Below are 17,001 nucleotides of genomic sequence, written 5' to 3'. Positions count from 1 at the left end.
CGCAACGGAAAGGAGTCCACGCCATGCCCGACATCCCCTGGTCCACGCCCACCCCGCCCGCTCCCGACGCCGAGGTGTACGTCATGGCCTCCCGCTTCGAGACCGAGACCCTCGCCGGCGCCTTCCGGTTCTTCCTCAAGGCGCCCGGCATCATCCGCCAGATCCGCTCCGCCCCCGGCGCCCACGGCGTCGCCCTGCGGGCCCGGATCTTCAGCCGGACCTTCCTGACCCTCTCCGCCTGGGAGGACCGCGACGCGCTCTACCGCTTCGCCCGCAGCGAGCCGCACCGCTCCAGCTCCCGCGCCGCCGCCGCGTTCATGCGGGAATCGGCCTTCACCTTCTGGATCGCCCCGGCCTCCGCCCTCCCGGTCACCTGGGCCGAAGCCGAGCGCCGGCTCGCCGAGGAGGCCGCCCGCTCGTGACGTACGGTCCGTGGCCCCGCAGGGATGCGAGGGGTGCGGACCGTACTCTTGTCCACGTGCAGGAACTCCATGACGCCCCCCTCGCCCCCCTGACCACCTTCCGCCTCGGTGGCCCCGCCACCCGTCTGGTCACCGCGACCACCGACGCCGAGGTGGTCGACGCCGTCCGCACCGCGGACGAGAGCGGCACCCCGCTCCTCGTCATCGGCGGCGGCAGCAACCTGGTCATCGGCGACCGCGGCTTCGAGGGCACCGCCCTGCGCATCGCGACCACCGGCTTCCACCTCGACGGGACGCGCCTCGAGCTCGCCGCCGGCGAGAACTGGAGCGACGCCGTCGCCCGCAGCGTCGAGGCGGGCCTGGCCGGCATCGAATGCCTGGCCGGAATCCCCGGCTCCGCCGGTGCCACCCCGATCCAGAACGTCGGGGCGTACGGCCAGGAGGTCTGCGACACCATCACCGAGGTCGTCGCGTACGACCGCACCACCGGCGAGACGGTCACCCTCACCGCCGCCGAGTGCGCCTTCCGCTACCGGGGCAGCACCTTCAAGGACCAGCCCGACCGCTACGTCGTCCTGCGCGTCCGCTTCGCCCTGGAGGACGCGGGCGGCCTGTCCGCGCCGATCAAGTACCCCGAGACCGCCCGCGCCCTCGGCGTCGAGGCCGGCGACCGGGTCCCGGCCACGCAGGCCCGCGAGACCGTACTGCGCCTGCGCGCCGGCAAGGGCATGGTCCTCGATCCCGCCGACCACGACACCTGGTCCGCCGGCTCCTTCTTCCACAACCCGATCCTGAGCGACGAGGCGTACGCCGCCTTCCTCACCCGCGCCCAGGACCGGCTCGGCCCCGAGACCGCCCCGCCCGCGTACCCCGTCGGCGACGGCCGTACGAAGACCAGCGCGGCCTGGCTGATCGACAAGGCCGGTTTCACCAAGGGCTACGGCACCGGCCCGGCCCGGATCTCCACCAAGCACACCCTCGCGCTGACCAACCGCGGCGAGGCCACCACCGAGGACCTCCTCGCCCTGGCCCGCGAGGTCGTCGCGGGCGTCCACGCGGCCTTCGGCGTCACCCTGGTCAACGAGCCGGTGACGGTCGGCGTCAGCATCTGAGGAGTCCCGGCCGCCATGCTCTGTCCACTGCACGGGGCCGGTACGGACCCCACCCGCCTGGTGGGGCGCACGATCAGCAGGATCGTCGCGTCCTGGCACGTCTACGAGGGCGAACGCTCCGAGGCGCCGCTCGACGTCTGGCTGATCGACAGCGAGGGCGAGGCCACCAGGATCAGCACCGGGTCCGACTGGTGCCTCATCGTCGAATCCGCGGCGCCGCACGAGCCGTACGACATGGGGGAGTGGGGCCGGATCGAGGTCGGCGAGGACCTCGGCGACCACCCCTTCCTGCGCCACCTCGGGGACACCGTGGCGACCGTCGCCGAGTTCGCGGCGCCGGAGACCGGGCGCACGCAGCTGGAGATCGGCTTCCCCGACGGCGACCGGGTACGGGCCGACTGCTGGGAGGGCGACCTGCGGCTCACCCGGTGACCCTCAGGAAGCCAGCCAGTGGTCGATCCCGGCCAGCAGCTTGTCCTGTACGTCCTCCGGCGCCGCCGAACCGCGCACCGACTGCCGGGCCAGCTCGGCCAGCTCCGCGTCCGTGAAGGCGTGGTGGCGGCGGGCGATCTCGTACTGCGCCGCCAGCCGGGATCCGAACAGCAGCGGGTCGTCCGCGCCCAGCGCCATCGGCACCCCGGCCTCGAAGAGGGTGCGCAGCGGGACGTCCTCGGGCCGCTCGTAGACCCCGAGGGCGACGTTCGACGCCGGGCAGACCTCGCAGGTGATCTGCCGGTCCGCGAGCCGCTTGAGCAGGCGCGGATCCTCGGCGGCCCGTACGCCGTGGCCGATCCGGGAGGCGTGCAGATCGTCCAGGCAGTCCCGGACGGAGGCGGGCCCGGTGAGCTCACCGCCGTGCGGAGCCGCGAGCAGGCCGCCCTCGCGGGCGATGGCGAAGGCCCGGTCGAAGTCGCGGGCCATGCCGCGGCGCTCGTCGTTGGAGAGCCCGAAGCCGACGATGCCGCGGTCTGCGTAGCGGACGGCGAGGCGGGCGAGGGTCCGGGCGTCGAGGGGGTGCTTCATGCGGTTGGCGGCGATGAGGACCCGCATGCCGAGCCCGGTCTCGCGGGATGCCGTGTCGACGGCGTCCAGGATGATCTCGACGGCCGGGATCATGCCGCCGAGCAGGGGGGCGTAGGAGGTGGGATCCACCTGGATCTCCAGCCAGCCGCTGCCGTCCCGCACGTCCTCCTCGGCCGCCTCGCGCACGAGGCGCCGGATGTCCTCGGGCTCGCGCAGGCAGGAGCGGGCGGCGTCGTAGAGGCGCTGGAAGCGGAACCAGCCGCGCTCGTCGGTGGCGCGGAGCTTGGGTGGCTCGCCGGCGGTGAGGGCGTCGGGGAGGCGCACGCCGTACTTGTCGGCGAGCTCCAGGAGGGTCGATGGGCGCATCGACCCCGTGAAGTGCAGGTGGAGGTGGGCTTTCGGCAGAAGCGTCAGATCGCGTACGTGCTCCATCTGGTGATCCTGCCGTACCGCTGCGCTCTGCGGGAGGGGGTTTTACCGATCGGGGGCTTGCCCGAACGCGAGAGCGGTGCCGGTGCGGCCCTGCGGGGGCTGTCCCCCACCCGCCCTTCGCCCGTTCCCCGGGGCAGGCCCCGGACCCCGAACGGCGGTGGGGCGGGACCCGTACGGGTCCCGCCCCACCGCCGTTCACCGCTCCGCGGGCCGCTCAGGCCTAGGCCTTGGCCTCGGCGAGGAGCTTCTGGATGCGGGACACGCCCTCGACCAGGTCCGCGTCGCCCAGGGCGTACGACAGGCGCAGGTAGCCCGGGGTGCCGAAGGCCTCGCCCGGGACGACCGCGACCTCGGCCTCGTCCAGGATCAGGGCCGCGAGCTCGACGGAGGTCTGCGGGCGCTTGCCGCGGATCTCCTTGCCGAGGAGCTCCTTGACGGAGGGATACGCGTAGAACGCGCCCTCGGGGGTCGGGCAGAGGACGCCGTCGATCTCGTTCAGCATCTTGACCATCGTCTGACGGCGGCGGTCGAAGGCCTTGCGCATCTCCGCGACCGCGTCCAGGTTGCCCGAGACGGCGGCCAGCGCGGCGACCTGGGCCACGTTGGAGACGTTGGAGGTGGCGTGCGACTGCAGGTTCGTCGCCGCCTTGATGACGTCCTGCGGGGCGATGACCCAGCCCACGCGCCAGCCGGTCATGGCGTACGTCTTGGCGACGCCGTTGACGACGATGCACTTGTCGCGCAGGGCCGGGACGAGCACGGGCAGCGAGGTGAACTTCGCGTCGCCGTAGACGAGGTGCTCGTAGATCTCGTCGGTCAGGACCCACAGGCCGTGCTCGGCCGCCCACTCGCCGATCGCACGGGCGTCGGCCTCGGAGTACACGGCGCCGGTCGGGTTCGACGGGGAGACGAACAGGACGACCTTGGTGCGCTCGGTGCGGGCGGCCTCGAGCTGCTCGACGGACACGCGGTAGCCGGTGGTCTCGTCGGCGACGACATCGACAGGGACACCGCCGGCGAGGCGGATCGACTCGGGGTAGGTGGTCCAGTACGGAGCCGGGACGATGACCTCGTCACCCGGGTCCAGGACGGCGGCGAACGCCTCGTAGATCGCCTGCTTGCCGCCGTTGGTCACCAGGACCTGCGACGCGTCGACCTCGTAGCCGGAGTCGCGCAGCGTCTTCGCGGCGATCGCGGTCTTCAGCTCGGGCAGACCCCCGGCCGGCGTGTAGCGGTGGTACTTCGGGTTGCGGCAGGCCTCGACCGCCGCCTCGACGATGTAGTCCGGGGTCGGGAAGTCGGGCTCGCCCGCACCGAAGCCGATGACCGGGCGCCCGGCGGCCTTGAGGGCCTTGGCCTTGGCGTCCACGGCGAGGGTGGCGGACTCGGAGATGGCGCCGATACGGGCGGACACCCGGCGCTCGGAGGAAGGCGTTGCAGAGGTCATGCGGCCAATCGTCCCAGACGCCCCAGAGACGCCGCACACCGTTTCAGTCATCGGACGGAGCAGCCGGAAATGTGCTCTGTTCGACGTCAGGGCCCGGACCACGTACACTCACCTGTCGTTGGACCCCGCCGATCACTCCAGAGCGCGAGCACTCCGTGCACTCGTCTGGATGCGGTAGGTTGGGGGACGCAAAGGGTCGTAGCTCAATTGGTAGAGCACTGGTCTCCAAAACCAGCGGTTGGGGGTTCGAGTCCCTCCGGCCCTGCTCCACACTCCTTCTCGGATGTGTGCGCAGGTACGTACTTCGATGCAACGCCGTGCGGCGCAACCGGGCGCGGCTACGGCCACGACCCGGATTCAGGTGAGAGACGTGACGGACGCCCTGGGCTCCATCGACATGCCTGACGCCGAGGACGACACCCGCGAGAAGAAGGCCCGAAAGGGCGGCAAGCGCGGGAAGAAGGGTCCTCTGGGCCGGCTTGCACTGTTCTACCGCCAGATCGTCGCGGAGCTCCGCAAGGTCGTCTGGCCGACGCGCAATCAGCTCACGACGTACACCACCGTGGTGATTGTCTTCGTCGTCATCATGATCGGTCTGGTGACCGTGATTGACTATGGGTTCCAGGAAGCCATCAAGTTCGTCTTCGGCTGATCCCCGCGGAGGGCGGCGCCTTGATGGGTGCCGCCCGTTTTCGCATGTTCGACCACCTTTTGTATCCAGGAAGAAGCAGCCACCGTGTCTGACCCGAACCTGAACGCGAGCCCCGACTCCGTCGAGTCCGTCGAGGACGCGCTCGACATCGTCGAGGCGGCAGACGCTGTGGACCCCGACGAGGTCGAGCTCGCCGACGCCGAGGCCGGTGTCGCCGCCGAAGAGGCCGCGCTGCACATCGAGGACGAGGTCGACGCCGAGTCCGAGGACGACGCCGAGATCGAAGAGGCCGCCGACGAGGACGAAGAGGCGGCCGAGGAGACCGAGGCTGCCGACGAGGTCGAGGCCGCCGCGGACGAGGCCGAAGAGGCCGAGCCCGCCGAGCCCGTCGACCCCATCCAGGCCCTGCGCGAGGAGCTGCGCCTCCTGCCCGGCGAGTGGTACGTGATCCACACCTACGCGGGCTACGAGAAGCGCGTGAAGGCCAACCTGGAGCAGCGCGCCGTCTCGCTGAACGTCGAGGAGTTCATCTACCAGGCCGAGGTGCCCGAGGAAGAGATCGTCCAGATCAAGAACGGCGAGCGCAAGAACGTCCGGCAGAACAAGCTGCCCGGCTACGTTCTCGTCCGCATGGATCTGACGAACGAGTCCTGGGGCGTCGTCCGCAACACCCCCGGTGTCACCGGCTTCGTCGGCAACGCGTACGACCCGTACCCGCTGACGCTGGACGAGATCGTCAAGATGCTCGCCCCGGAGGCGCAGGAGAAGGCCGCCAAGGCCGCCGCGGAAGAGGCCGGCCTGCCCGCGCCCGCCGTCAAGCGCACCATCGAGGTCCTGGACTTCGAGGTCGGCGACTCGGTCACCGTCACCGACGGCCCGTTCGCGACGCTGCAGGCGACCATCAACGAGATCAACCCCGACTCGAAGAAGGTCAAGGGCCTCGTCGAGATCTTCGGCCGCGAGACTCCGGTCGAGCTCAGCTTCGACCAGATCCAGAAGAACTGAACTGATCTTCTGAAGCAAGCTTCCGGACAGGTCAGATCGCCCCGCAAAGGGCGGTCTGACCTGCTCGGTTTTTAGCCCCGCTCCGATACCCGTTATTGTGGTGCGGTATGCCTCCATCCGGATGACCGGATCGGCGGCGAAAACTCTCACTAGGACCCGGAGAGAGCAATGCCTCCCAAGAAGAAGAAGGTCACGGGGCTTATCAAGCTCCAGATCAAGGCCGGTGCGGCCAACCCGGCTCCGCCGGTCGGCCCCGCGCTCGGTCAGCACGGCGTCAACATCATGGAGTTCTGCAAGGCCTACAACGCCGCGACCGAGTCGCAGCGTGGCATGGTCGTGCCGGTGGAGATCACGGTCTACGACGACCGCTCCTTCACCTTCATCACCAAGACTCCGCCGGCCGCGCGCCTGATCCTGAAGGCCGCGGGCATCGAGAAGGGCTCCGGCGAGCCGCACAAGACCAAGGTCGCCAAGCTCACCGGCGCCCAGGTCCGCGAGATCGCCGAGCTGAAGATGCCCGACCTCAACGCCAACGACGTCGATGCCGCGATGAAGATCATCGCCGGCACCGCGCGCTCGATGGGCGTCACGGTCGAAGGCTGATCCAGCCACCCCAGCACCACCAGTGGTAGGGCCAAGCGCTGGTCCGCACCACGACTCCATGCCTGAAGCCGAAATACAGGAGCAGAAGTGAAGCGCAGCAAGACTCTCCGCGCTGCGGACGCCAAGGTCGACCGGGAGAAGCTGTACGCCCCGCTCGAGGCCGTCCGTCTCGCCAAGGAGACCTCCGCGACCAAGTTCGACAGCACCGTCGAGGTCGCCTTCCGCCTGGGTGTCGACCCGCGCAAGGCCGACCAGATGGTCCGCGGCACCGTGAACCTCCCGCACGGCACCGGCAAGACCGCCCGGGTCCTGGTCTTCGCGACCGGTGACCGTGCTGCGGCCGCGGAAGCCGCCGGCGCCGACATTGTCGGCGACGACGAGCTGATCAACGAGATCGCCAAGGGCAACCGCCTGAACGAGTTCGACGCCGTTGTGGCCACCCCGGACCTCATGGGCAAGGTCGGCCGCCTCGGCCGCGTGCTCGGTCCCCGTGGCCTCATGCCGAACCCGAAGACCGGCACCGTCACGATGGACGTCGCGAAGGCTGTCACCGAGATCAAGGGTGGCAAGATCGAGTTCCGCGTCGACAAGCACTCGAACCTGCACTTCATCATCGGCAAGGTCTCCTTCTCCGATGAGCAGCTGGTCGAGAACTACGGCGCGGCCCTGGACGAGATCCTTCGTCTGAAGCCGTCCGCCGCGAAGGGCCGCTACATCAAGAAGGCCGCCCTGAGCACCACGATGGGCCCCGGCATCCAGCTGGACTCGAACCGCACCCGGAACCTCCTCGTCGAGGAAGACCCGGCCGCTGTCTGAGCCCCACGCTGAGCCTCCGGCTCACCTGAGTGGCTGAAACGGGCCCCTCGCCCCCTCACAGGGCGGCGAGGGGCCCGTTTTCTCGCTTCCGGACGGCTTCGGACGGCCTCGGACGCTGACCGATTTGCCTGACCGCTGCCGGGTCACGTACTCTTCACGAGAAGCCAAAGACCGCTGGTCGTTGCCGTGCCCGCAAGGGTTCGGTGGCCGAAGGATCCGTTGAATGCGGACGACCCGCGTAGGTGACTGTGGAAGGTTCCCGGAATTCGTTCCGGTTGAGCCACGCCCTGGCGCCTGCGCCGGGGCGTTTCTTATTTCAGCCCCTTCTGAGCGGTCCTCATCACCCGGAAGGAGGCGAACGCACCATGCCGACGCCCAACAAGGCTGCATCGGTAGCCGAGCTCAAGGACGCGTTCCAGAGCTCGAACGCCGCCGTGCTGACCGAGTACCGGGGTCTCACCGTCGCGCAGCTCAAGACGCTGCGTCGCTCCCTTGGTGAGAACGCCCAGTACGCCGTGGTGAAGAACACGCTGACCAAGATTGCGGCCAACCAGGCCGGGATCACCGCGCTGGACGAGCACTTTGCTGGTCCGACCGCGGTCGCCTTCATCACCGGTGACCCGGTGGAGTCGGCGAAGAGCCTGCGTGACTTCGCCAAGGACAACCCGAACCTCATCATCAAGGCGGGTGTCCTTGATGGTAAGGCGCTCACCGCCGATGAGATCAAGAAGCTTGCGGACCTCGAGTCCCGCGAGGTTCTGCTCAGCAAGCTGGCCGGCGCGTTCAAGGGCAAGCAGTCTCAGGCTGCCTCGCTCTTCCAGGCGCTGCCGTCGAAGTTCGTCCGCACCGCGGAAGCGCTTCGCGTCAAGCTCGCCGAGCAGGGCGGTGCCGAGTAATTCGGCTCGCGCACTGATCCACGCCGCCTAGTGCGTGGGTCGTAGCGGGCCGTTACGCCCGCCTCTATATACATCCGGCACCTGCCGAATTAGTGGAAGGATCGCCCATCATGGCGAAGCTCTCTCAGGACGACCTCCTCGCCCAGTTCGAGGAGATGACCCTCATCGAGCTCTCCGAGTTCGTGAAGGCCTTCGAGGAGAAGTTCGACGTCACCGCCGCCGCGGCCGTCGCCGTTGCCGCCCCGGGTCAGGGTGGCGCTGCCCCCGAGGCCGCCGAGGAGCAGGACGAGTTCGACGTCATCCTCACCGGTGCCGGCGACAAGAAGATCCAGGTCATCAAGGTCGTGCGCGAGCTGACCTCCCTGGGTCTGAAGGAGGCCAAGGACCTCGTGGACGGCGCTCCGAAGCCGGTCCTCGAGAAGGTCGCCAAGGAGGCCGCTGACAAGGCCGCCGAGTCCCTCAAGGCTGCCGGCGCGGCTGTCGAGGTCAAGTAACACCTCTGGGGCCCTCTGGGGCCCCAACCAAGGGCGATCACCCGTAAGGGTGGTCGCCCTTTGGCGTACCCGCGGTGCCTGACTTGCCCTGGTCTCGTTGGGGAGTAGGGTGATCATCGTTGCCCCGCGGCCGGGTCCGGAGATGATCCGCACGGAGCAGGGGGCCTTGACGAACGGCACGCGGCGCGCAATTCTCAGACCCGTTGCGGGATCGGTCCGCCCGATCCGGGATCCGGGACACGGATCCGAGATCCGAGGCATGGATCGGCTACGAAGAGGGCAGTACTGATACGCGCTCTGTAGGCGCGAGCCGCAATGTTGGACGCAGGGTTGCAGGGTTGGTTTAGACGACATGGGGAAGGCCTGTTGCCGGTTTCCGGAAACCTGGTCTGGACATCAGTGAGCCAAGTGGCTACACTGACCCTTTGCGCTGCCTGTTAGCTGCCCCCTGCCCGTCGCCAGGGGCATGCCCACGCTCGAGCACACTTGATTGATACGCCCTGACCAGGCCTTATCGGCCGGATCAGGGGGGTTGTCTTCTGTGTCAGCTGGGACCGGTACGCGCGTAGTGAGTCCGAGCCCTCGGAAGGACCCCCTCTTGGCCGCCTCGCGCAACGCCTCGACCAATACGAACACCGGTGCCAGCACCGCCCCGCTGCGCATCTCCTTTGCAAAGATCAAGGAGCCCCTCGAGGTTCCGAACCTCCTGGCGCTGCAGACCGAGAGCTTTGACTGGCTGCTCGGCAATGCCGCCTGGAAGTCTCGCGTCGAGTCGGCGCTCGAGAGTGGACAGGACGTTCCCACCAAGTCCGGTCTGGAAGAGATCTTCGAGGAGATCTCGCCGATCGAGGACTTCTCCGGTTCCATGTCGCTGACGTTCCGCGACCACCGGTTCGAGCCGGCGAAGAACTCCGTCGACGAGTGCAAGGACCGCGACTTCACGTACGCGGCGCCGCTGTTTGTCACGGCCGAGTTCACGAACAACGAGACCGGAGAGATCAAGTCTCAGACGGTCTTCATGGGCGACTTCCCGCTCATGACCAACAAGGGCACCTTCGTCATCAACGGCACCGAGCGTGTCGTCGTGTCGCAGCTTGTCCGCTCCCCCGGTGTCTACTTCGACTCCTCCATCGACAAGACGTCCGACAAGGACATCTTCGCCGCCAAGATCATCCCGTCCCGGGGTGCCTGGCTGGAGATGGAGATCGACAAGCGCGACATGGTCGGTGTCCGCATCGACCGCAAGCGCAAGCAGTCCGTCACCGTCCTCCTGAAGGCTCTCGGCTGGACCACCGAGCAGATCCTCGAGGAGTTCGGCGAGTACGAGTCCATGCGCGCCACCCTGGAGAAGGACCACACCCAGGGCCAGGACGACGCGCTGCTCGACATCTACCGCAAGCTGCGCCCGGGCGAGCCGCCGACCCGCGAGGCCGCTCAGACGCTGCTCGAGAACCTCTACTTCAACCCGAAGCGCTACGACCTCGCGAAGGTCGGCCGCTACAAGGTGAACAAGAAGCTCGGCGCCGATGAGCCGCTCGACGCCGGTGTGCTGACCACCGACGACGTCATCGCGACCATCAAGTACCTGGTCAAGCTGCACGCGGGCGAGACCGAGACGGTCGGCGAGTCGGGCCGGGAGATCGTCGTCGAGACCGACGACATCGACCACTTCGGCAACCGTCGTATCCGCAACGTCGGCGAGCTCATCCAGAACCAGGTCCGCACGGGTCTGGCTCGTATGGAGCGCGTCGTGCGCGAGCGCATGACGACTCAGGACGTCGAGGCGATCACGCCGCAGACCCTGATCAACATCCGGCCGGTCGTCGCCTCCATCAAGGAGTTCTTCGGCACCAGCCAGCTGTCGCAGTTCATGGACCAGAACAACCCGCTGTCGGGTCTGACGCACAAGCGTCGTCTCAACGCCCTCGGCCCGGGTGGTCTGTCCCGTGAGCGGGCCGGCTTCGAGGTCCGTGACGTTCACCCGTCGCACTACGGCCGCATGTGCCCGATCGAGACGCCTGAAGGCCCGAACATCGGTCTGATCGGCTCGCTGGCCTCCTACGGCCGGATCAACCCGTTCGGTTTCATCGAGACCCCGTACCGCAAGGTCGTCGAGGGTGTCGTCACCGACGAGGTCGACTACCTCACGGCCGACGAGGAAGACCGCTTCGTCATCGCCCAGGCGAACGCCGCCCTGAACGATGAGATGCGCTTCACCGAGAACCGCGTCCTGGTCCGCCGTCGTGGTGGCGAGATCGACTACATCGCCGGCGGCGACGTCGACTACATGGACGTCTCGCCGCGCCAGATGGTGTCCGTCGCGACCGCGATGATCCCCTTCCTCGAGCACGACGACGCCAACCGTGCCCTCATGGGCGCGAACATGATGCGCCAGGCCGTTCCGCTCATCAAGGCGGAGGCGCCGCTCGTCGGCACCGGCATGGAGTACCGCTGTGCGGTCGACGCCGGTGACTCGATCAAGGCGGAGAAGGACGGTGTCGTCCAGGAGGTCTCGGCCGACTACATCACCGTCGCCAACGACGACGGCACGTACACCACGTACCGCGTCGCCAAGTTCTCCCGCTCGAACCAGGGCACCTCGGTCAACCAGAAGGTCATCGTCAACGAGGGTGACCGCATCATCGAGGCTCAGGTCCTCGCCGACGGTCCTGCGACCGAAGAGGGCGAAATGGCCCTCGGCAAGAACCTGCTCGTCGCGTTCATGCCCTGGGAAGGTCACAACTACGAGGACGCGATCATCCTGTCGCAGCGCCTCGTGCAGGACGACGTCCTCTCCTCGATCCACATCGAGGAGCACGAGGTCGACGCCCGTGACACCAAGCTGGGCCCCGAGGAGATCACCCGGGACATCCCGAACGTCTCCGAAGAGGTCCTCGCCGACCTCGACGAGCGCGGCATCATCCGCATCGGTGCGGACGTCGTCGCCGGCGACATCCTGGTCGGCAAGGTCACGCCCAAGGGTGAGACCGAGCTGACCCCGGAGGAGCGCCTGCTCCGCGCGATCTTCGGTGAGAAGGCCCGCGAGGTGCGTGACACCTCGCTCAAGGTGCCTCACGGTGAGATCGGCAAGGTCATCGGTGTCCGCGTCTTCGACCGCGAGGAGGGCGACGAGCTTCCTCCGGGCGTGAACCAGCTGGTCCGCGTCTACGTCGCCCAGAAGCGCAAGATCACCGACGGTGACAAGCTCGCCGGCCGCCACGGCAACAAGGGTGTCATCTCCAAGATCCTTCCGATCGAGGACATGCCCTTCCTTGAGGACGGCACGCCGGTCGACATCATCCTGAACCCGCTGGGTGTCCCGTCCCGAATGAACCCGGGACAGGTCCTGGAGATCCACCTCGGCTGGCTCGCCAGCCGCGGCTGGGACGTCTCCGGCCTCGCGGAGGACTGGGCCGAGCGTCTGAAGGTCATCGGTGCCGACCGCGTCGAGCCCGGTACCAACGTCGCCACCCCGGTGTTCGACGGTGCCCGCGAGGACGAGATCTCCGGTCTCTTCGAGCACACCATCCCGAACCGCGACGGGGACCGCCTGGTCCTGCCGACCGGCAAGGCGCACCTGTTCGACGGCCGCTCCGGCGAGCCGTTCCCGGACCCGATCTCGATCGGGTACATGTACATCCTCAAGCTCCACCACCTGGTCGACGACAAGCTCCACGCCCGGTCGACCGGTCCGTACTCGATGATCACGCAGCAGCCGCTGGGTGGTAAGGCGCAGTTCGGTGGCCAGCGCTTCGGTGAGATGGAGGTGTGGGCGCTCGAGGCTTATGGCGCCGCTTACGCCCTCCAGGAGCTGCTGACCATCAAGTCCGACGACGTCACCGGCCGCGTGAAGGTCTACGAGGCCATCGTCAAGGGCGAGAACATCCCCGAGCCGGGCATTCCCGAGTCCTTCAAGGTGCTCATCAAGGAAATGCAGTCGCTCTGCCTCAACGTGGAGGTGCTGTCCTCGGACGGCATGTCCATCGAGATGCGCGACACCGACGAGGACGTCTTCCGCGCGGCGGAGGAGCTCGGTATCGACCTGTCCCGGCGCGAGCCGAGCAGCGTCGAAGAGGTCTGACGGGCCTGACGGGGGGCTCGCTCAAGAGCCCCCCGTCATCCCCGGGACCGTTCAGACCATGATTGAGACTCGACCCCGAAAGAGGGATTGACGCACAGTGCTCGACGTCAACTTCTTCGACGAGCTGCGGATCGGCCTTGCCACCGCGGACGACATCCGAACCTGGTCGCACGGCGAGGTCAAGAAGCCGGAGACCATCAACTACCGCACCCTCAAGCCCGAGAAGGACGGACTCTTCTGCGAGAAGATCTTCGGTCCGACCCGGGACTGGGAGTGCTACTGCGGCAAGTACAAGCGTGTCCGCTTCAAGGGCATCATCTGTGAGCGTTGTGGCGTCGAGGTCACGCGCGCCAAGGTGCGCCGTGAGCGGATGGGCCACATCGAGCTTGCCGCTCCCGTCACCCACATCTGGTACTTCAAGGGCGTCCCGTCGCGCCTCGGATACCTGCTGGACCTCGCGCCGAAGGACCTCGAGAAGGTCATCTACTTTGCCGCGTACATGATCACGTTCGTCGACGACGAGCGTCGCACCCGCGACCTCCCGTCGCTGGAGGCGCACGTCTCCGTCGAGCGCCAGCAGATCGAGAACCGCCGTGACGCGGACCTCGAAGGCCGTGCCAAGAAGCTCGAGACCGACCTGGCCGAGCTCGAGGCCGAGGGCGCGAAGGCCGACGTACGCCGCAAGGTGCGCGAAGGTGCCGAGCGCGAGATGAAGCAGCTGCGTGACCGCGCCCAGCGCGAGATCGACCGCCTCGACGAGGTGTGGGCCCGCTTCAAGAACCTCAAGGTCCAGGACCTCGAGGGCGACGAGCTGCTCTACCGCGAGCTGCGTGACCGCTTCGGCACGTACTTCGACGGTTGCATGGGCGCCGCCGCGCTGCAGAAGCGCCTGGAGTCCTTCGACCTCGAGGAGGAGGCCGAGCGCCTCCGCGAGATCATCCGTACCGGCAAGGGCCAGAAGAAGACCCGTGCGCTCAAGCGCCTCAAGGTCGTCTCCGCGTTCCTGCAGACCAGCAACAAGCCCAAGGGCATGGTTCTGGACTGCGTGCCGGTGATCCCGCCGGACCTGCGTCCGATGGTGCAGCTGGACGGTGGCCGCTTCGCGACCTCCGACCTGAACGACCTGTACCGCCGCGTGATCAACCGCAACAACCGTCTGAAGCGTCTCCTCGACCTCGGTGCCCCCGAGATCATCGTGAACAACGAGAAGCGCATGCTTCAGGAGGCCGTGGACGCCCTCTTCGACAACGGTCGTCGTGGTCGTCCGGTGACCGGTCCCGGCAACCGTCCGCTGAAGTCCCTGAGCGACATGCTCAAGGGCAAGCAGGGTCGTTTCCGTCAGAACCTTCTCGGCAAGCGCGTGGACTACTCCGCGCGTTCCGTGATCGTCGTCGGTCCGCAGCTGAAGCTGCACCAGTGTGGTCTGCCCAAGGCCATGGCGCTGGAGCTCTTCAAGCCGTTCGTGATGAAGCGCCTGGTCGACCTGAACCACGCGCAGAACATCAAGTCGGCGAAGCGCATGGTCGAGCGCGGCCGCACGGTCGTGTACGACGTGCTCGAAGAGGTCATCGCCGAGCACCCGGTGCTGCTGAACCGTGCACCCACGCTGCACCGCCTCGGCATCCAGGCCTTCGAGCCCCAGCTGGTCGAAGGCAAGGCCATCCAGATCCACCCGCTCGTCTGCACCGCGTTCAACGCGGACTTCGACGGTGACCAGATGGCCGTGCACCTGCCGCTCTCCGCGGAGGCGCAGGCCGAGGCCCGCATCCTGATGCTGTCCTCGAACAACATCCTGAAGCCCGCCGACGGCCGTCCGGTCACGATGCCGACCCAGGACATGGTCCTCGGTCTGTTCTTCCTGACCACCGACGGTGAGCTCCGTGACACCAAGGGCGAGGGCCGCGCGTTCGGCTCCACGGCCGAGGCGATCATGGCGTTCGACGCCGGCGAGCTCGCGCTGCAGTCGTCCGTCGACATCCGCTTCCCGGTGGGCACCATCCCGCCGCGCGGCTGGGCGGCGCCGGTAGCCGAAGAGGGCGAGCAGGAGTTCCAGCCGGGCGACAGCTTCCGTCTGCGCACCTCCCTGGGCCGCGCGCTCTTCAACGAGCTGCTGCCCGAGGACTACCCGTTCGTCGACTACTCGGTGGGCAAGAAGCAGCTCTCCGAGATCGTCAACGACCTGGCGGAGCGCTACCCCAAGGTCATCGTGGCGGCGACGCTCGACAACCTGAAGGCGGCCGGCTTCCACTGGGCGACCCGTTCGGGCGTCACCGTGGCCATCTCCGACGTCGTCGTGCCCGAGGCCAAGAAGGCCATCGTCGCGGGCTACGAGGCGATGGACGAGAAGGTCCAGAAGCAGTACGAGCGCGGTCTGATCACCAAGGACGAGCGCACGCAGGAGCTCATCGCGATCTGGACCAAGGCGACCAACGAGGTTGCCGAGGCGATGAACGCGAACTTCCCCAAGACGAACCCCATCTTCATGATGGTTGACTCGGGTGCCCGAGGAAACATGATGCAGATGCGACAGATCGCCGGTATGCGTGGTCTGGTGTCGAACGCGAAGAACGAGACCATCCCGCGTCCGATCAAGGCGTCCTTCCGTGAGGGCCTCACCGTTCTGGAGTACTTCATCTCCACGCACGGTGCCCGTAAGGGTCTGGCGGACACCGCCCTGCGTACCGCCGACTCGGGTTACCTGACCCGTCGTCTGGTGGACGTCTCGCAGGACGTGATCATCCGCGAGGAGGACTGCGGCACCGAGCGCGGCCTGAAGCTGAAGATCGCCGTTCGCGGCGAGGACGGCGTGCTGCGCAAGGCCGACGACGTCGAGACCTCGATCTACGCCCGCATGCTGGCCGAGGACGTCGTCATCGACGGCAAGGTCATCGCGCCGGCCAACGTCGACCTCGGTGACGTCCTGATCGACGCCCTGGTCGCCAACGGCGTCGAGGAGGTCAAGACCCGCTCGGTCCTGACCTGTGAGTCCGCGGTCGGCACCTGTGCCTTCTGCTACGGACGCTCGCTCGCCACCGGCAAGCTGGTCGACATCGGTGAGGCGGTCGGCATCATCGCCGCCCAGTCCATCGGTGAGCCCGGTACCCAGCTGACGATGCGTACCTTCCACACCGGTGGTGTGGCCGGTGACGACATCACGCAGGGTCTGCCGCGTGTCGTCGAGCTCTTCGAGGCCCGTACCCCGAAGGGTGTCGCCCCGATCTCCGAGGCCGCCGGCCGCGTGCGGATCGAGGAGACCGAGAAGACGAAGAAGATCGTCATCACGCCGGACGACGGCAGCGACGAGACGCCCTTCCCGATCTCGAAGCGCGCCAAGGTCATCGTGCACGAGGGTGACCACGTCGAGGTGGGCCAGAAGCTCACCGCGGGTGCCACCAACCCGCACGACGTGCTGCGCATCCTCGGCCAGCGTGCGGTCCAGGTCCACCTGGTCGGCGAAGTCCAGAAGGTCTACAACTCGCAGGGCGTGTCGATCCACGACAAGCACATCGAGATCATCATCCGGCAGATGCTCCGCCGCGTGACGATCATCGAGTCCGGCGATGCGGAGCTCCTGCCGGGCGAGCTCGTCGAGCGCTCGCGCTTCGAGACCGAGAACCGTCGTGTGGTCACCGAGGGCGGTCACCCCGCCTCCGGCCGTCCGCAGCTGATGGGTATCACCAAGGCCTCGCTGGCGACGGAATCCTGGCTGTCGGCCGCCTCCTTCCAGGAGACGACCCGAGTCCTGACGGACGCGGCGATCAACGCCAAGTCCGACAGCCTCATCGGCCTCAAGGAGAACGTCATCATCGGTAAGCTCATCCCGGCCGGTACGGGCCTCGCCCGCTACCGCAACATCCGGGTCGAGCCCACCGAGGAAGCGAAGGCCGCGATGTACTCGGCCGTCGGCTACGACGACATCGACTACTCGCCCTTCGGCACCGGCTCCGGCCAGGCTGTCCCGCTGGAGGACTACGACTACGGCCCGTACAACGGCTAACAGCTCGTAAGAAGAAGCCCC

The 17,001-nt window shown here is 67.6% G+C and carries 13 protein-coding genes and 1 tRNA gene; 12 read left to right on the top strand and 2 right to left on the bottom strand.

All coding sequences use genetic code 11. The features are described 5' to 3' along the window. Positions 1 to 23 precede the first annotated feature (23 nt). From OG299_RS17070 to OG299_RS17060, 3 genes are read left to right on the top strand one after another with little or no spacing between them, the layout of a single operon-like run. Positions 24 to 422: a DUF3291 domain-containing protein gene (locus tag OG299_RS17070; protein WP_327361914.1), complete on the top strand. Its 399-nt coding sequence runs from the start codon at positions 24 to 26 to the stop codon at positions 420 to 422. Beyond that, on the top strand, positions 419 to 1,534 hold the full coding sequence (locus OG299_RS17065; protein WP_327361913.1) for a UDP-N-acetylmuramate dehydrogenase: 1,116 nt from the start codon (positions 419 to 421) through the stop codon (positions 1,532 to 1,534). The genes OG299_RS17070 and OG299_RS17065 overlap by 4 nt, the downstream gene beginning before the upstream one ends. Positions 1,535 to 1,549: 15 nt before the next feature. Beyond that, complete coding sequence (locus tag OG299_RS17060) at positions 1,550 to 1,966, top strand: hypothetical protein (RefSeq protein WP_266626480.1); 417 nt, start codon at positions 1,550 to 1,552, stop codon at positions 1,964 to 1,966. A 3-nt stretch (positions 1,967 to 1,969) separates the two neighbouring features. Here OG299_RS17060 and OG299_RS17055 read toward each other — a convergent pair whose 3' ends face one another. Further along, the gene (locus tag OG299_RS17055) at positions 1,970 to 2,989 is read right to left on the bottom strand and encodes an adenosine deaminase (RefSeq protein ID WP_266626478.1); all 1,020 of its coding nucleotides are present in this window, start codon (positions 2,987 to 2,989) and stop codon (positions 1,970 to 1,972) included. A gap of 220 nt (positions 2,990 to 3,209) precedes the next feature. Continuing rightward, positions 3,210 to 4,436: a pyridoxal phosphate-dependent aminotransferase gene (locus OG299_RS17050; RefSeq protein WP_266626476.1), complete on the bottom strand. Its 1,227-nt coding sequence runs from the start codon at positions 4,434 to 4,436 to the stop codon at positions 3,210 to 3,212. Positions 4,437 to 4,628: 192 nt separating this feature from the next. Here OG299_RS17050 and OG299_RS17045 point away from each other — a divergent pair. The 9 genes from OG299_RS17045 to OG299_RS17005 all read left to right on the top strand — a co-directional run bounded on the left by OG299_RS17045 (position 4,629) and on the right by OG299_RS17005 (position 16,980). Beyond that, positions 4,629 to 4,701 (top strand) — tRNA-Trp (locus tag OG299_RS17045). Positions 4,702 to 4,806: 105 nt separating this feature from the next. Further along, a complete protein-coding gene (gene secE, locus OG299_RS17040; RefSeq protein WP_030298162.1) occupies positions 4,807 to 5,088 on the top strand; it encodes a preprotein translocase subunit SecE in 282 nt (93 codons plus the stop codon). 84 nt (positions 5,089 to 5,172) lie between these two features. Continuing rightward, a complete protein-coding gene (nusG, locus tag OG299_RS17035) occupies positions 5,173 to 6,093 on the top strand; it encodes a transcription termination/antitermination protein NusG (RefSeq protein ID WP_327361912.1) in 921 nt (306 codons plus the stop codon). 168 nt (positions 6,094 to 6,261) lie between these two features. Next, positions 6,262 to 6,696 (top strand): 50S ribosomal protein L11, encoded by a 435-nt coding sequence (gene rplK, locus OG299_RS17030; RefSeq protein ID WP_008739735.1) that lies wholly within the window; start codon positions 6,262 to 6,264, stop codon positions 6,694 to 6,696. A gap of 87 nt (positions 6,697 to 6,783) precedes the next feature. Continuing rightward, entirely contained in the window at positions 6,784 to 7,512 is a 729-nt protein-coding gene (rplA, locus tag OG299_RS17025; RefSeq protein WP_030710300.1) for a 50S ribosomal protein L1, read from the top strand. Positions 7,513 to 7,877: 365 nt separating this feature from the next. Beyond that, positions 7,878 to 8,408 (top strand): 50S ribosomal protein L10, encoded by a 531-nt coding sequence (rplJ, locus tag OG299_RS17020; protein WP_030008449.1) that lies wholly within the window; start codon positions 7,878 to 7,880, stop codon positions 8,406 to 8,408. A gap of 110 nt (positions 8,409 to 8,518) precedes the next feature. After that, positions 8,519 to 8,902 carry a 50S ribosomal protein L7/L12 gene (gene rplL, locus OG299_RS17015; RefSeq protein WP_266626470.1) on the top strand — a complete coding sequence of 128 codons (384 nt, stop codon included), beginning with the start codon at positions 8,519 to 8,521 and terminating at the stop codon, positions 8,900 to 8,902. 598 nt (positions 8,903 to 9,500) lie between these two features. After that, positions 9,501 to 12,983 (top strand): DNA-directed RNA polymerase subunit beta, encoded by a 3,483-nt coding sequence (gene rpoB / locus OG299_RS17010; protein WP_266626468.1) that lies wholly within the window; start codon positions 9,501 to 9,503, stop codon positions 12,981 to 12,983. Positions 12,984 to 13,080: 97 nt separating this feature from the next. Then, entirely contained in the window at positions 13,081 to 16,980 is a 3,900-nt protein-coding gene (locus OG299_RS17005; protein ID WP_327361911.1) for a DNA-directed RNA polymerase subunit beta', read from the top strand. Positions 16,981 to 17,001 lie beyond the last annotated feature (21 nt).

This window comes from Streptomyces sp. NBC_01296 (assembly GCF_035984415.1).
In the GTDB taxonomy this organism is placed as follows: Bacteria; Actinomycetota; Actinomycetes; order Streptomycetales; family Streptomycetaceae; genus Streptomyces.
Note: the sequence above shows the minus strand (reverse complement) of the source record. Positions and strands in the feature narration are given on the sequence as shown.

Coding starts and splice junctions, on each gene's coding strand:
- OG299_RS17070 (WP_327361914.1), top strand. CDS start 24: ATGCCCGACATCCCCTGGTCCACGCCCACCCCGCCCGCTCCCGACGCC.
- OG299_RS17060 (WP_266626480.1), top strand. CDS start 1,550: ATGCTCTGTCCACTGCACGGGGCCGGTACGGACCCCACCCGCCTGGTG.
- OG299_RS17055 (WP_266626478.1), bottom strand. CDS start 2,989: ATGGAGCACGTACGCGATCTGACGCTTCTGCCGAAAGCCCACCTCCAC.
- OG299_RS17050 (WP_266626476.1), bottom strand. CDS start 4,436: ATGACCTCTGCAACGCCTTCCTCCGAGCGCCGGGTGTCCGCCCGTATC.
- rplK (WP_008739735.1), top strand. CDS start 6,262: ATGCCTCCCAAGAAGAAGAAGGTCACGGGGCTTATCAAGCTCCAGATC.
- rplJ (WP_030008449.1), top strand. CDS start 7,878: ATGCCGACGCCCAACAAGGCTGCATCGGTAGCCGAGCTCAAGGACGCG.
- rplL (WP_266626470.1), top strand. CDS start 8,519: ATGGCGAAGCTCTCTCAGGACGACCTCCTCGCCCAGTTCGAGGAGATG.